The 16,213-nt window shown below is 66.7% G+C and carries 10 protein-coding genes; 1 reads left to right on the top strand and 9 read right to left on the bottom strand.

The window, feature by feature from the left end; genetic code table 11:
* Positions 1 to 363 precede the first annotated feature (363 nt).
* From N5D20_RS23975 to N5D20_RS24015, 9 genes are all read right to left on the bottom strand, one after another.
* Complete coding sequence (locus N5D20_RS23975) at positions 364 to 789, bottom strand: DUF2752 domain-containing protein (RefSeq protein WP_043397326.1); 426 nt, start codon at positions 787 to 789, stop codon at positions 364 to 366.
* 43 nt (positions 790 to 832) lie between these two features.
* Entirely contained in the window at positions 833 to 1,111 is a 279-nt protein-coding gene (locus tag N5D20_RS23980; RefSeq protein WP_010481000.1) for a CD225/dispanin family protein, read from the bottom strand.
* Between the two features lie 34 nt (positions 1,112 to 1,145).
* The gene (locus N5D20_RS23985; RefSeq protein ID WP_005419784.1) at positions 1,146 to 1,433 is read right to left on the bottom strand and encodes a CD225/dispanin family protein; all 288 of its coding nucleotides are present in this window, start codon (positions 1,431 to 1,433) and stop codon (positions 1,146 to 1,148) included.
* Between the two features lie 182 nt (positions 1,434 to 1,615).
* On the bottom strand, positions 1,616 to 3,505 hold the full coding sequence (locus N5D20_RS23990; RefSeq protein WP_197579854.1) for an MFS transporter: 1,890 nt from the start codon (positions 3,503 to 3,505) through the stop codon (positions 1,616 to 1,618).
* A 97-nt stretch (positions 3,506 to 3,602) separates the two neighbouring features.
* Positions 3,603 to 4,397 carry an SDR family oxidoreductase gene (locus tag N5D20_RS23995; protein ID WP_071305944.1) on the bottom strand — a complete coding sequence of 265 codons (795 nt, stop codon included), beginning with the start codon at positions 4,395 to 4,397 and terminating at the stop codon, positions 3,603 to 3,605.
* Between the two features lie 141 nt (positions 4,398 to 4,538).
* Complete coding sequence (yccS, locus tag N5D20_RS24000; RefSeq protein WP_197579856.1) at positions 4,539 to 6,716, bottom strand: YccS family putative transporter; 2,178 nt, start codon at positions 6,714 to 6,716, stop codon at positions 4,539 to 4,541.
* Positions 6,717 to 6,869: 153 nt separating this feature from the next.
* Positions 6,870 to 9,992 carry an efflux RND transporter permease subunit gene (locus tag N5D20_RS24005; protein ID WP_010481014.1) on the bottom strand — a complete coding sequence of 1,041 codons (3,123 nt, stop codon included), beginning with the start codon at positions 9,990 to 9,992 and terminating at the stop codon, positions 6,870 to 6,872.
* A 31-nt stretch (positions 9,993 to 10,023) separates the two neighbouring features.
* Positions 10,024 to 13,257 carry an efflux RND transporter permease subunit gene (locus N5D20_RS24010; protein WP_197579858.1) on the bottom strand — a complete coding sequence of 1,078 codons (3,234 nt, stop codon included), beginning with the start codon at positions 13,255 to 13,257 and terminating at the stop codon, positions 10,024 to 10,026.
* A 74-nt stretch (positions 13,258 to 13,331) separates the two neighbouring features.
* Positions 13,332 to 14,576, bottom strand: a complete 1,245-nt coding sequence (locus tag N5D20_RS24015) for an efflux RND transporter periplasmic adaptor subunit (RefSeq protein ID WP_197579860.1) — start codon at positions 14,574 to 14,576, stop codon at positions 13,332 to 13,334.
* A 188-nt stretch (positions 14,577 to 14,764) separates the two neighbouring features.
* On the opposite strand from N5D20_RS24015, the gene N5D20_RS24020 reads away from it, so the two are divergent.
* Complete coding sequence (locus N5D20_RS24020) at positions 14,765 to 16,084, top strand: M20 family metallopeptidase (protein WP_197579862.1); 1,320 nt, start codon at positions 14,765 to 14,767, stop codon at positions 16,082 to 16,084.
* Positions 16,085 to 16,213: the final 129 nt, after the last annotated feature.

Genomic DNA, 16,213 nt, shown 5'->3' on the forward strand with positions numbered 1-16,213 from the left:
AACGGTCCTGCGGCCCCACACCGCCCCACCCCCGACAGTTTCCCGGTGACGGTGGGTCAACTGCGACTGCCGGTGGGTGTCGACCTTGGTCGACACGGTAGATCCACGCCATGCGTGGATGCGGAGCGAAGCGATCCGCTTTCGCTTTTGATCTTCTTTTTCTTTTCCGTGGTGGACGCACACGGAAACTGTCCGTGGCCGGGCGGGATGGGGTTGCGGGGGACGCCGTGAATCCGTCCGTGGAGGCTTGGCCGCGGCATCCATGCCGCGGACACCCCCGCAACCCCATCCCGCCCGGCCAACCCCAAGGCTTCTGCCTTCAAACGCCGCCCACCACGAGGGGCTGCGCCGTTGGCTGGAAACCTAGACCGGTGCCAGTGCCGTGAACGGTGCCCACGGCAGGTTTCGCAGCAGCGCATACCCGGGCAGCACCCAGAGCCAGAACACAGGATTGGCCAGTACCCGCATCAGCGGGTCGAGCACGCGTGGACGGATGCCGGCGATGTTCAGCAGCATCAGCAACAGGAACGGCAGGCTGATGACCAGCAGCGGGTTCATCGCCATCGCGCCGGGCAGGTCGAAGTGGACCAGGGAATACAGGCAGCGCGTGCTGCCACAGCCCGGGCAGTACAGGCCGGTCAGGGCGTACAGCGGGCAGCTCGGCAACGGATTGCCGGCGACATACGGATTGACGTTGCGCAGGACCACTGTGGCACCCACGGCCAGGCCGGCGGAAACCAGCAGCGGTGCCCAGCGGGCGAGTCGGGAAGGAGCGGGAAGCGCGGACATGCAACAACGGATCCGGCGCAGGCGCCGGATCCGTCCAGGCGCATCAGTAGCTGCTGTTGCTCATCGCGCCCATGCCGCCGAGCACAACGAAGAACAGCACGTACAGCACGACCACGACGACCCAGGCGATGGCCGACCAGATGGCCCACTTCTTGGCCTTGGCAGCCGAATCCTGGGCGCCGGCGATGTCGCCAGCAGCCAGCTTGCCGTTGACCTGGGCGGCGTAGACGATCGACACGATGCCGGCCGGCAGGCAGCAGAACAGGGTGGTCAGGATCGCCCAGACCAGGTTGTTCGGGACCTGCGGAGTAGCGGTGTTCATGGGTTCAAGCTCCTTGATGGGTGGTGGTGGTGAATCATTGGTCGGAAAGAGCGCCCAGTACGGCCAAGCCGCCGAACAGCCCGAACCACAACAGCAACAGGACCGGCAGGGCCACGGCCGAAGCCACCGCCCACCAGCCCGCCTTGCGCGACGCGCTGTAGGCCCCCGGCAGGTCGCCGGCCGCGCGGCGGCCATCGACCTGGGAGGCATAGACGATCGACACCACGCCCAACGGCAGGCAGCAGAACAGCGTCGTCAGGATCGCCCAGACCAGATGGTTGGGGATGTAGACCGGACGGCTGAGCGGTGGCGGTTGATTCAAAGCGAGACTCCATTCCTTGGTGGCCGGCCGTGATGTATCGGCCGGACCTCCCCCCTGTGGGTGCGTAATCTACCGCAACCGACGTTGCATGTATGCGTTTACAGTCACGACATGTCGCGTACGCCACTGGACGGTGACGTATGTGGGGGAGGTTGCCGGGCCCGCCTGGCGGGCCGGTACCGTCAGGCGTGATCGCCGCGCAAGGCCCGCACCTGGGCCTCCAACACCGGTGCGCTGGTGCTGTGGCCATCCACGGCCGGTGCGGCCACCACCTCGACGGTGGCACGGAAACGGCGTGGCACGCGCATCCGGCCAAGGCGGCTGTCGCGACGGCTCCACATGCTCGACCACATGCCGCGCAGCGCCATCGGCACCACCGGCACCGGCCGCCGTTCGAGGATCTTCTCGACGCCGGACTTGAACGGCGCCATCGCACCATCCTTGGTCAACGCACCTTCGGGGAAGATGCAGACCAGCTCGCCTTCGGCCAGCGCGGCGTCTATGTCATCGAACGCGCGCTGCATCAGCGCCGGGTCTTCGCGCGCGCCGGCAATCGGGATCGCCTTGGCGGTGCGGAAGATCCAGCGCATCACCGGGATGTTGAAGATCCTGTAGTACATGACGAAGCGCACCGGGCGCGGAATCGTCGCCGACAGGATCAGCGCGTCCATGTAGCTGACATGGTTGCAGACCAGCAGCGCGGCGCCTTCGTCGGGCACGTTCGCTTCGATGCCGTGCGGTCGCAGCCGGTACAGGGTGCGCACCATCAGCCAGCTGAGGAAGCGCATCAGGAATTCGGGGACGATGGTGAAGATGTAGATCGCCACCAGCGCGTTGGCGATCGCCAGCGCCAGGAACTGCTGCGGAATGGTCCAGTGCAGCAGCTTGTGCGCGGCCAGCGACAGCAGGGCTGCGCCGACGATGAAGCCGGAATTCTGGATGTTCAGCGCGGCGAACACGCGCGACATCTGGGCCTTCGGTGTGCGGCTCTGGATCAGCGCGAACAGTGGCACCACGAAGATGCCGGTGAACAGGCCGATGCCGATCAGGTCGATGACGATGCGGATGCTGCCCGGCTGCTGCAGGAACGTGCCGATGGTCAGCCCGTGCACCGTTGCTTCGCCACTGCGGGCGAAGTACAGGTCGAGCAGGAACGCGGTCATGCCGAACGCACCCAGCGGCACCAGGCCGATTTCCACCGTGCGTGCCGACAGCTTCTCGCACAGCAGCGAGCCGATGCCGGTGCCGACCGAGAACAGGGCCAGCGCGAAGATGTACAGGGTCGGCTCACCGCCGAGGTTGGTCACGGCATAGGCCGGCAGCTGCGAGGTCAGCACGGTGCCGACGAACCAGAACCAGGACACACCCAGGATCGAATTGCGCACCGCCTTCTGCTGGCGCGCCATGCGCAGCACCGAAAGCGACTCCGGCAGCGGGTTCCAGTTGATCTTCAGGTTCGGGTCGCCGGCATCGACCTTGGGAATCAGGCGCGCGGCGATGTTGCCGCAGATGGCCAGCGCGATGATCGCGCACGCTGCCACTACGGTGCCGTGGCTGCCGGCCACGGTGAACACCAGGCCGCCGACGATCATGCCGGACAGGATCGACATCGAGGTGCCCATTTCAACCAGACCGTTGCCACCGGTCAACTCTTCGGGCTTGAGTACCGAGGGCAGTACCGAGTACTTCACCGGTCCGAACAGGGTTGACTGCATGCCGGTACAGAACAGCGCGACCAGCAGTACCGGCAGGCTCTGGGTGAGGAAGCCCGTGGCCGCCAGCGACATGATCACGATCTCCATGGTGGTGGTGATCACGATCAGTCGCGATTTTTCCAGTTTGTCGGCGATCTGCCCGGCCAGTGCCGAGAACAGGAAGTACGGCAGGATGAAGATGGCAGGTGCCAGCGTGGCATACAGCCCCAGTTCTTCCTCCGGCACGGCCATGAACAGCAACATGCTGATGATCGCCTGCCGGTACACGTTGTCGTTGAACGCTCCAAGCGCCTGGACGACGAAGAACGGCAGGAAACGGCGCTGGCGCAGCAGGGCGAACTGGTTGTGACCGGACATGGAGCCTCCTTGACCGGCGCAGCCTAGCATTCCTGTCCATCCGCTGTGGGTGCGGACCTGTGGGTGCGGACCGTTGGTCCGCACACTTTGAAAGATCTCAGACGATATCGTCGACCACGCCGCCATCCACGCGCAGTGCCGCACCGGAGGTGGCGGAGGCCTGCGGCGAGGCCAGGTACACCACCATGTTGGCCACTTCCTCGACCGTGGCGGTGCGCTGGATCACCGAAGACGGCCGGTGTGCCATCACGAACTCGCGGCCGATCTGCTCCAGTGGCTTGCCACTGCGCTGGCGTTCATCTTCGAACATTGCCGCGAAGCCATCGGACAGGGTCGGGCCGGGCAGCACTGCGTTGACGGTGACGCCGCTGCCGGCCACACGCTTGGCCAGGCCGCGCGACAGCGACAGCTGCGCGGTCTTGCTGACACCGTAATGGATCATGTCGGCGGGAATGTTGCGTGCCGATTCGGAGGAGATGAACAGCACGCGACCCCAGCCGGCATCGACCATCGCCGGCAGCAGTGCCCGCGACAGGCGCACGCCGGACATCACATTGGTCTGCCAGTAGCGCTCCCAGGTTGCGTCTTCGGTCTCGAAGAAGTCCTCGGGGCCGAAAATGCCGGCGTTGTTGACCAGGATGTCGACCTTGGGCAGGCCCGCCAGCAGCGTGTCGACGCCGGCCGCATCGGAGAGGTCGGCGGCCACGCCGAGCACGTCGGCACCCGGAACGGCGGCGAGCAGGCGCTGGCGGGCGCGTTCGACGCTGTCGGTGCTGCGGCCGTTGAGAATGACCCGCGCACCCGCTGTGGCCAGGCCCTGGGCGATCGCCAGGCCGATGCCGGCGGTGGAGGCGGTGACCAGCGCGGTACGGCCGGCGAGTTCGATCTTCATGGGGGAGTCCAGGACCAGGGGATCACCCAGTATCCGCGCGGAAACGTGATCGGGATGCATCGCAAGGCGCAACACACGGTTGCACACGGTGCAGTAGATCCACGCCACGCGTGGATGGGATGTCCGACCAGCGATGAGGGATCAGGTCAGGCTGGTTACCGCCTCATTCGCCGCCGCCCGCACCTTCGGCAGCATCCGCAGCACCAGCGCCATCTGCGTGCGGATCAGCTGCAGCTTCGGCGGCATCGCTTCATCGATCTGCTCCAGCTCGGCGGCCACCGCGCGGTCGGCGTCATTGTCGTCCTCGCTGACCGGCTGCCGTGCGGCCAAGGCGGAGGACAGCTGCTGCAGCGCCTTTCGCACGCGCTCACCGGCGGCCAGCGCCAGCGGATCACCGGCGTAACTGTCCACCTGGTCGCGGTGCGCACCCAGCGCCGAGAGATGGCCGAGCAGCATGTTGGACAACGCCAGGAAATGGAAACCGGCATCGAGGTTGCGGCGCACGTGGCCCGGCTCGCGCAGCATGTTCGACAGCGCGGTGGACAGCGCGGCATCGGCGTTGTGCATGTCGCGGCGGGCGATGCGGTAGGCCAGGTCATCGCGCATGCCGCTGCGGTACTGGCCCAGTACCGAATCCAGGTAGCGTGCGGCGGTGTCCAGCACGCGCGCCAGCACAAGGTGCAGCTGGCGGCCCTGCCAGTCGGGCAGGATCAGGAACGCGGCGGCGGCGGCAATTGCGCAGCCCAGCAGCGTATCGACCATGCGCGGCACGATCAGCACGAAGCCATCGCCGATCAGGTTGAAGCAGGTCAGGGCCATCACCGTGATCGCCGCCGATGCCACCAGGTAGCGGTCGGTGCGGGTGAAGAAGAACAACAGCGCCGACAGCAGCGCGATCAGCAGCTGCACGTGCAGCTGCGGGAACAGCTGCAGCAGCGCCCAGGTCAGCACCAGGCCGGCCACGGTGCCGACGATGCGTTGCGCCAGGCGCTGGCGGGTGGCACCGAAGTTGGGGCGGCATACGAACACGATGGTCAGCAGCACCCATGAGCCGTTCTGGGCATTGAACAGGCGGATCGCCGCGAAACCGGCGATCAGTGCCAATGCCATGCGCAGGCCGTGGCGGAACAGGACCGAACCGGGCGTGAGCTGCTGGCGCACGCGCACGCCCATCTCGCGAAGGGTGTGCGGGTTGCTGTCGCGCAGGCGGGTATCGACGTTGTCCAGGCTGGCCTCGGAACGCTCCGCATCCAGCAGGCGGCGCTCGATGCTGCGCAGGTTGTGCACGAGCAGGTCGAGCGAGCCGAGCAGTCGCTGCCACTGCGGCCGCTGCTGGTCGCGCAGGTAGGCCAGCGCATCGGCCAGATCGCGTCCGGCCTGCTGGTTGCTTTCGCCATACACGAATGGACGGCGCAGGCGGATCGCCCCGCCCAGCCGCGCGCAGGCCTGCCCCTGCAGGTCGAGCAGGCGCTGGCAGCGGTACAGCACATCGCTATGGAAGAAAGCATCGACCAGCGCACCGTACGGGTAGTGCGAGGAACTGGCGCGCTCGTGGAAATCCTGTGCCATGTAATAGAGGCGCAGGTACAGGCCGGAGTTCACGCCTGGCCGCCCGGAACGGCCGAAGCGGGCGAGGATCGCGGTCTTGGCCTCGTTCAACGCACCGACCACGCGCCGGTTCTGCTCGGCCAGGTCGAGCTGGCGACGTTGCAGGTCGGCCTCGCGCACCGGCTCGAACAGTGTTGCCTTCAACTGCAGGTAGCGGCCCAGTTCAACGTACAGGCGCGCCACGCGTTCGCGGACCGGACGGTTGGCGAACAGCGCGGTCCACAGGATCGACAGCAGGCCGTACCAGACCGCACCGGCCAGCAGGTGGCTGACCGCGTCCAGCGCGCTGTGCAGGTCGCTGGCACCGTGTTGTTCCAGGCCGATCATGGTGTAGATCGCCAGCGTTACCGTGGCCTGGGCGATGGATGCGTAGCGTTCGCCGAGCGCGCCGAGCAGGGTCAGGCAGAAGGTGGACAGTGCCAGCGCGCCGATGAAGATCCATGGCCACGGGAACAGCCAGATCACCGAGGCTGCAGCGATACAGAAACACAGCAGCGACAGCAGTACCGCCTTTGTCCGGCCCCACCAGTTGTCGTCGGTCTCGGCGATGGCACTGGCGATGATGCCGAGGAACACGCCGGGCAGCGCCGTGAGCGCGTCCAGATGCCAGCACACGGCAAGCGCCGCCGTCAGGGCGATGAACACCCGCAGGCCATAACTGGCCTTCTCGTGGGCCCACAGGCGGCTGAGGCGGGATTGGCGGGCGGACATGCAGGCTCGGTGGAAGTGTCTTCCACCATTATTGCGGGCTGCGCGTGAAATATGGAGTGCGGACCGTCGATCCGCATCCACCATCCGCAGCCGCCGGGGCGTGGCCCGGCGCTACCGTTTCAGCAGATCCACGCCATGCGTGGATGGGCCTTTCTAGGCCCGCTGCGCGCGCTTGAGCAGCTTCGCTTCGCGCCTGCGCGCGCGACGTGCCCGCCAGCGCTCGGCCAGGCAGGAGAAGATCACGTACAGCGCCGGGGTGCTGAGCAGGGTCAGGCTCTGCGAGAACAGCAGGCCGCCGATCATCGCGATACCCAGCGGACGACGCAGCTCGGACCCTTCGCCCAGGCCGATCGCCAGCGGAACCGCCGCCAGGATCGCCACCATCGTGGTCATCATGATCGGACGGAAGCGTACGATGCTGGCCTCGCGTGCCGCCTCGCGCGGTGCCAGCCCATGCTCGCGCTGCGCCACCAGCGCGAAGTCGATCATCATGATCGCGTTCTTCTTGACGATGCCGATCAACAGCACCAGCGCGATCATCGAGATCACCGACAGTTCGGTGTTGGTGCCGAACAACGCCAGCAGCGCACCCACGCCCGCCGCCGGCAGCGTGGACAGGATGGTGACCGGATGGATCAGGCTCTCGTAGAGCATGCCCAGCACCAGGTACACGGTCAGGATCGCGGCAAACACCAGGATCAGCATGTCGCTGGGATCGGAGTTGAACCCGAACCCCGCATCATCGGCCAGGCGGATGTCGCCGGGCATGCGCATGCCGGCCACGGTGGCGTCGATGATCGCCTTGGCTTCGCCCATGCTCACGTTCGGCGCCAGGTTGTAGCTGAGGTCCATCGTCGTGTACTGGTTCTCATGGGTGATCTGCGAAGGCGCCAGCCCCGGCACCTGGGTGGCCACCGCAGTGAGCGGCACCATGTCGCCGTTGCCCGCACGCACGTAAACCTCATCCAGCGCCGCCGGCGTGGCGGTCTGCGAGGGCAGGGCATTGACCACCACGCTGTACTGGTTGATGTCTGAATAGATGGTCGAGATCTGGCGCTGGCCGAACGCGCCGTACAGGGCGCCGTCGATGGCGCCGACCGAAACACCCAGGCGGGCTGCCTTGGCACGGTCGATCTCGATGTTCTGGCGCAGGCCGGCATTGTCCACGTCGGTGCCGACGTCGCGCAGCTTCGGGTTCTTCTTCAGCTCCGCCTGCAGTTTGGGCAGCCATTCCTGCAGTGACGCCAGGTCATTGCCCTGCAGCGAGATGCGGTACTGCGCGCCCTGGCTGGAGCCACCGCCATCGTTGCTGGGCAGATCCTGGATCGCGCGCAGGCGCAGTTGCAGGTCGGGGTAGCGGTCGGCCTTCGCACTCAGACGCGCCAGGACATGCGCGGTGGTTTCGCGGCGGCCTTCCTTTCGCGACTTCAGCTCGACGTTGAACTGTGCGCTGGAGCCCTGGCGGCCGCTGCCCAGGCGCACGCCCACGGTCTTCACCGCCGGGTCGGCCATCAGCATGTCGGTGATGCGGCGCTGGCGGCTGACCATGTCCTCGAAGGAGACCGTAGCGCTGGAGTTGGCGCGGCCCCAGATCAGGCCGGTGTCCTGCGGCGGGAACGCGCCCTTCTTCACTGCACCGAACAGGAAGATGGTTGCACCGATCAGCAGCAGCGGTGTCAGCGACAGCAGCAGCGCATGGCGCAGCGAGAAGTCCAGGAACACGGTGTAGATGCGCAGCATGCGCTCGTGGCCGGCGTCCAGCCAGCGGCCGAAGCGTGACGGCGGCGCCGTGTGGTCGTGGGCGCTGAGGAAGCGGCTGCACAGCGCCGGGGTCAGCGTCAGCGAGACGATCATCGAGACCACGATCGCTGCCACCAGGGTGACGGTGAACTCGCGGAAGAACGCGCCCATCATGCCGCTGGCGAACAGCAGCGGAATGAACACCGCCACCAGCGAGGCAGTGATCGAGACGATGGTGAAGCCGATCTCGCGCGCGCCGGTCAGTGCCGCCTGCATCCGCGGCATGCCTTCGTCGAGGTGACGCATGATGTTCTCGATCACCACGATCGCATCGTCGACCACGAAGCCGATCGCGATCACCAGCGCCAGCAGGCTCAGGTTGTTCAGGGTGAAGCCCATCACGTACATCACCAGCGCGGCACCGGCCAGCGACAGCGGCACGGTTACGGCGGCGATCAGCGTCGGCGCCAGCCGGCGCAGGAACAGCGCCATGGTCAGCACCACCATTGCCAGGCTGATCAGCAGGGTGATCTGCACTTCATGCAGCGACGAGCGGATGGTCGGTGTACGGTCGAAGTACGGCGTCATCGTGGTGCCGGGCTGCAGGTAGTCGCGCAGCGCGGGAATCTGCGCCTTCACCCGGTCCACGGTTTCCACGATGTTGGCGCCGGCGCGGGTGAACACGTACATCACCACGGCGGGTTTGTGGTCGAACCACGCGGCCTGGTAGGCATCCTGCTGGCCGTCGTAGACGTTGGCGATGTCCTTCAGGCGGATCACCCGGCCATCGCCCTGGGTCTTCACCACCAGGTCGGCGAAGTCGGCCGCACGCGCGACCGAATCGTTGGCGATGATCGCGGTGGTGGTATTTCCATCGCTGAGGAAGCCGGTGGGCGAGGTCACGTTGGCCGCGCGTACGGCGTTGCGCAGATCATCGGCAGTCAGGCCCAGCGCGTTCATCAGGCGCAGGTTGACGTCCACGCGTACCGCCGGTGTCGAAGCACCGGCAATGTCGACCGAGGCAACGCCGCTGATCTGGCGGATGCGCTGCGCCAGCAGCGAGTCGGCGACGTTGTACAGCTCATCGGCCGACTGCGTCTGCGAGGTCAGTGCGATGGCGATGACCGGGTCGTCGTTCGGGTTCGCCTTCTGGTACATCGGCGATCCCATGCCCGAGGGCAGGTCGGCCTGTGCCGAGTTGATCGCGGTCTGTACGTCCAGCGCGGCCGAATCGATGTCGTGGCCGCTCTGGAAGATCATGAACACCAACGAGCTGCCTTCCGAGCTCGACGAGCGCATGCGGTCGATGCCCGGCAGCTGGCCGAGATGGCGTTCCAGCGGCGCGGTGACCGTGGACGCCATGGTTGCCGCATCGGCACCAGATTGGCTGGCGTGCACGAAGATCACCGGAATCTCGATGTTCGGCAGTGCCGACACGCCCAGGCGCAGGTAGCAGATCAGGCCGACCATGAACAGGCCGATGGCCAGCAGCGCGGTGCCGATCGGGCGGCGGATGAAGGGGCCGGACAGGTTCATCGTGCGGCCCCCCGCGGCAGCGGGGCGTGGATCATGCCTGCGGCTCCTGAAGCGATCCGTCGCGCAGTGCGCGCTGCTCGCGGCGGCGGGCAAGCCATTCGGAGAAGCGCTCCATGTACAGGTAGATCACCGGCGTGGTGTACAGGGTCACCAGCTGCGACAGCAGCAGGCCGCCGACGATGGCGATGCCCAGCGGGCGGCGCAGCTCCGAGCCGATGCCGGTGCCCAGCGCCAGCGGCAGCGCGCCGAGCATTGCCGCGGCGGTGGTCATCATGATCGGACGGAAGCGCAGCAGGCAGGCCCGGCGGATCGCTTCATGCGCATTGGCACCGGCGCGGCGCGCCTCGATCGCGAAGTCCACCATCATGATGCCGTTCTTCTTGACGATGCCGATCAGCAGCACGATGCCGACGATGCCATCCACCGACAGGCTCAACCCGCACAGCATCAGCGCCAGCAGCGCGCCGACACCGGCCGGCGGCAGCGTGGAGATGATCGTGATCGGGTGGATGTAGCTCTCGTAGAGCACGCCCAGCACGATGTAGATCACCACCAGCGAGGCCAGCAGCAGCCACACCACATCGGTCTGGCTGCCGGTGAATTCGGCGGCCTTGCCGATGAATTCGGCATGCAGGTGTGCCGGCATGTCCAGGCTGTCCTTGGTCTCCTGGATCGCACGCACGGCGTCGGACAGCGAATAGCCTGGCGCCACGTTGAACGAGACCGTCACCGCTGGCAGCTGCTGCTGGTGGCTGACCACCAGCGGCGCACTGCTGACCTTGCCTTCGGCCAGTGCCGAGAGCGGAATGATGCTGCCGGCGCCGACGGTGATGCCGGTGTTCTGCGCGCCGATGCCGGTAGCCGTCGATGAATTCGACGAGGTGACCTGGCCGAAGCTGGTGGCATTGGTACCGGTCAGCGCACCGGCACCATTGGAGGCAACGGCCAGCTGTTCCATCAGCGCGGTGCTGGTGCGGAACTCCGGCGCCACTTCCAGTACAACCCGATACTGGTTGAGTTCGGTGAAGATGGTCGAGATCTGGCGCTGGCCGAACGCATCGTAGAGCGTGTCGTCGATGGTCTGCATCGGCACGCCCAGCACGCTGGCCTTGTCGCGGTCGATGTTCAGCTCGAGGGCGCGGCCCTGGTTGGACAGGTTGTTGTCGACGTCAGCCAGTTCCGGGCGCTTGCGCAGCGCTTCGGTCAGGCGCGTGGCCTGGGTGGCCACCGTCGCCGGATCGACGTCCGACAACGAGTACTGGTACTCGGTGGCGGCCACGCGGGTGTCCAGGGTTACGTCCTGTACCGGCTTCAGGTACAGCGCCACGCCCGGAATACCGGCCACCGCCTTCTGCAGGCGCGGCAGGATCTCATCCAGGCCATCGCGCTCGCCGCGTTCCTTCAGCACGATCGACAGCTGGCCCTGGTTGAGCGTGGGATTCATGCTGCCCGCGCCAATGAAGGCCGACACGCCGGTCACATCCGGATCCTGGCGCAGCGCTTCGGCGACCTGCCTGGTGCGCTGCTCCATCTGCGGGAAGGCGATGTTCTGGTCGGCCTGCACCACGCCGGTGATCAGGCCGGTGTCCTGTTCGGGCAGCAGGCCCTTGGGAATCAGCACGTACAGCAGCACGGTCAGCACCAGTGCGCCGCCGGCCACGGCCAGGGTCAGGCGCTGGTGGCCCAGCACCCAGTCCAGGCTGCGCTCGTACAGGCCGACGGTGCGCGTCCACAGGTTCTGCGTGCCGGCCGCCGCCGCACGCTCATGCGCGTCCTCGCCCTCGGGCAGGGCGTCGGGCTTGAGCAGGTAGGCGCACATCATCGGGGTCAGCGTCAGCGAGATCAGCATCGACAGGACGACGGCGATGCTCAGCACCCACGCGAACTCATGGAACAGGCGGCCGGTGACGCCGGGCATCAGCAGCAGCGGCAGGAACACTGCCACCAGCGACACGGTCAGCGACAGCACAGTGAAGCCGATCTGGCGCGCACCGATCTCGGCCGCTTCCTTGCCACTCTTGCCCTGCTCGATGTAACGCACGATGTTCTCGATCATCACGATCGCATCGTCGACCACGAAGCCGGTGGCCACCACCAGCGCCATCAGCGAGAGGTTGTCCAGCGACATGCCGGTGAAGGCCATCACCGCGAAAGTGCCCGCCAATGACAGTGGCACGGCCACCGAGGGAATGATCGTGGCCCACAGCCGGCGCAGGAACACGAAGATCACTGCCACCACCAGGCCGATGGTGAGGATCAGGGTGAACTGCACTTCATGCACCGAGGCGCGGATGGTCTCGGTACGGTCGTTGAAGATCTCCAGGTGCACGTCGGCTGGCAGCACGCCCTGCAGCTGCGGCAGGATCGCGCGGATGCGCTCGACGGTCTGCACGATGTTGGCACCGGGCTGGCGCCGCACTTCCAGCAGCACCGCCGGCTTGCCATCGGCCCAGGCGGCCAGCTGGTCGTTCTCCACGCCATCAACCACTTCGGCCACGTCGGACAAACGCACCGGACGGCCGTTCTTGTAGCTGATGATGGTGCCGCGGTACTCGGCGGCACTGGTGAGCTGGTCGTTGGTACCGATGCTGTAGGACTGGGTCTTGCCGTTCAGTGAACCCTTGGGTGCATTGACGTTGGCCTGGGTCAGCGCGCTGCGCAGCTCTTCCAGGGTCAGGCCCATGTTCGACAGCTGCGCCGGATTGACCTGGATGCGCACGGCCGGACGCACGTTGCCGGCGATCGAGACCAGGCCCACGCCCTGTACCTGCGACAGGCGCTGGGCGAGGATCGAGTCAGCGTAGTTGTTGACGTCGCGCAGCGGCCGCGTATCGGAGGTCAGCTTGAGGGTGACGATGGCCGCGTCGGCCGGGTTCACCCGGTTGTAGACCGGCTGGTAGGGCAGCGACGAGGGCAGGGTGGCCTGGCGTATCGCCGCCTGTACGTCCTGCGCGGCGATGTCGATGTTCCGGTCCATCGAGAACTGCAGGATGATCGTGGACAACCCGGCCGACGAGTCGGAGGTCATCAGCTCCAGCCCGGAGATCTGACCGAACTGGCGCTCCAGCGGCGTGGTGACCAGCGAGGCCATGGTGGTGGCGTTGGCGCCAGGGTACTGGGTGGTGACCACCAGGCTGGGCGCATCGATTTCCGGCAGCGCCGACACCGGCAGCTTGCGGTAACCGAGGATGCCCAGCAGCAACAGGCCCGCCATCAACAGCGAGGTGGCGATGGGGCGGCGGATGAAGATCGTCGAAAAGCCCACGGACTGATCCTTGCTGGCACTTCAATGGCAGCGCCGGCAGGCTTGCCGGCGCGAGGGAGAACTGTGGCCTGCGCTCAGCGCGGGCCACCACCGCGACGGCCACTGCCGCCACCGTTCTTCTGCTCGGCCGCCTTCAGCTCGGCCTCGGTCGGTGCGACCGGGGTCTCGCCCGGCTTCAGCGCGGTGACCTTGCTGCCCGGCTTCAGGCGGAACTGGCCTTCGCTGACCACGCGCTCGCCGCCCTTCAGGCCTTCGGCGATCTGCACCTGGCTGTCGCCTACTTCCACTCCGCTGCGCACGGTCTGCATCTTCACCGTGTTGTCGCCCTGCACCACATAGACGTACTCGCCATCCGGCCCGCGCAGCACCGCCTGGGTCGGAATGACCACGCCGCCGGCAATCGTGCGCAGCTGCATGCGCACGTTGACGAACTGGCCCGGCCACAGGCCGTTGTCGGTGTTGTCGAAGATCGCGCGTGCCTTGAACGTGCCGCTGTCGGCACTGATCAGGTTGTCGACCACGTCCAGCTTGCCGTCACCGGACAGCACGTGCGAATCGGCGCGGTCCAGCGCTGCCACCGGCACCGCACCGGCGGCCTGCGCCTGGCGCACATCGCCGAGCTGGCGCTCGGGCAGGTTGAACTGCACGTGGATCGGATGGATCTGGGTCAGCGTGACCAGCGCGGTGCCGGCGTTGACCACGTTGCCGGCGTCGACCGCGCGGATGCCGGCGATGCCGGTGATCGGCGCGGTGACCTTGGTGTACTGCAGCTGTACCTGCGCCGAGCGCATGCTGGCCTCGTTCGCCGCGACTGCGCTTTCGTACTGTGCCACTTGGTTTCGCTGTGTATCCAGATCGGTCTTGGCGACGAACTGGCGATACTCCGGCGCGTTCGAGCGCTGGTAGTTGGAGCGCGCGGTGGCCAGCAGCGCCTCGTTCTGGCGCTTGGATGCCACCGCCTGGTCATAGCTGGCCTGGGCGGTGCGCGGGTCGATCACCGCCAGCACATCGCCCTTCTTCACTTCCTGGCCTTCGCGGAAGTTCAGGCTCATCAGCTGTCCGCCCACCTGCGGGCTGACGGTGACGGTGTTCATTGCCGTCACCGTGCCCAGCGCGCTGGCAAAGACCGGCACGTCCTGACGTGCCGCATCCACCACGGTTACCGGTACCGGGCCGGCATCCGGGTCTTCACCGCCCTGGCGCGCAGCTGCTGCCGCGCCACCGGCCTTGTCCTTGCCCCCGCCGAGTACGCGCAGGCCGACCACGGCCAGCACCAGTACCGCCACGACCAGCAGCACGATCTTCCAAACACGTGACATTCAAGGACTCCAAGAGGACTGGACGGGGCGCGGCCCCGGTTGGCAATGCGCAAAGCATACCTGCGCCACATCACGTTTCCTGCATGACGGATGGGACGGGCGCTATGACCGGATCTGGCCGCGGAGGTTCCCGTGGCGGCGGCGTTGCCCTACATTCAGCTGGAACCCCCTTTGCCGTGGAGATTGCGATGCGCCGTTCGCTGCTGCTGTCCGCCCTGCTGCTGGTCCTGCCGGTCCTTGCCCATGCCCAGGACGGGCAACGCCCCGAAGTGACCGCCGCCGCCCAGCGCCTGCAGGCCAAGGTGGTCGAATGGCGCCGTGACTTCCACCAGCACCCGGAGTTGTCCAACCGCGAGGTGCGAACCTCGGCCGAGGTCGCCAAGCGCCTGCGTGCGATGGGCCTGAAGCCGAAGACCGGCATCGCCCACCACGGCGTGGTGGCGATCATCGAAGGCGGCAAGCCGGGCCCGAAGATCGCCCTGCGCGCGGACATGGACGCGCTGCCGGTGACCGAACAGACCGGCCTGCCGTTCGCCTCCAAGGCCACCGACCAGTACCGCGGGCAGACCGTGGGCGTGATGCATGCCTGCGGCCATGACGCGCACACCGCCACCCTGCTGGGCGTGGCCGAAGCATTGGTGGCGATGAAGAAGGACCTGCCGGGCCAGGTGATGCTGATCTTCCAGCCGGCCGAGGAAGGTGCACCGCCGCCGGAAGAGGGCGGTGCCGCACTGATGCTGAAGGAAGGCCTGTTCGCCGACTTCAAGCCGGAGGCGGTATTCGGCCTCCACGTGTTCTCCAGTGTGCAGGCCGGGCAGATCGCCGTGCGCGGTGGCCCGCTGATGGCAGCGTCGGACCGCTTCGGGATCAAGGTGATCGGTCGCCAGACGCATGGCTCGGCCCCCTGGAACGGCATTGACCCGATCGTCGCCACCGCCGATCTGGTCGGTACCGCGCAGACCATCGTCAGCCGCCGCGCCAACCTGTCCAAGCAACCGGCGGTGCTGACCTTCGGCGCGATCAACGGCGGCATCCGCTACAACATCATTCCCGATGAAGTGGAGATGGTTGGCACCATCCGCACCTTCGACGAAGGCATGCGCCAGCAGATCTTTGCCGACCTGCGCAACGTGGCCGAGCACACCGCCGCCGCGCATGGCGCCAAGGCGGTGACCGAGATCTACGAGGCCGATGGCAACCCGGCCACGGTGAACGACCCGGCACTGACCGCGAAGATGCTGCCGAGCCTGCAGGCGGTGGTGGGCAAGGACAACGTGTACGAGCCGCCGCTGCAGATGGGTGCGGAGGATTTCTCGCTGTACGCGAAGGAAGTGCCGGGCATGTTCTTCTTCGTGGGTTCCACCAGTGTGGGCATCGACCCGGCGACGGCACCGGCCAATCATTCGCCGAAGTTCCTGCTGGATGAGAAGGCGCTGGATGTGGGATTGCGCGCGTTGCTGCAGGTGAGCCTGGATTACCTGCACGGTGCCGGCACCCCGGCGGGGTGAGGGTTACCGGCAGGGCTTGCAGCCCTGCACCCGCCGAGGCAACGGCAACAGCCGGAGCAACGGCAAAAGCTGGCTATCCGTGGGATGGCGGGGTGGGTCCGGTGGCAGGGGACGGCGCAAGTACGTCCC

Source organism: Stenotrophomonas sp. GD03877 (assembly GCF_029840555.1).
Classification (GTDB): Bacteria; Pseudomonadota; Gammaproteobacteria; order Xanthomonadales; family Xanthomonadaceae; genus Stenotrophomonas; species Stenotrophomonas geniculata.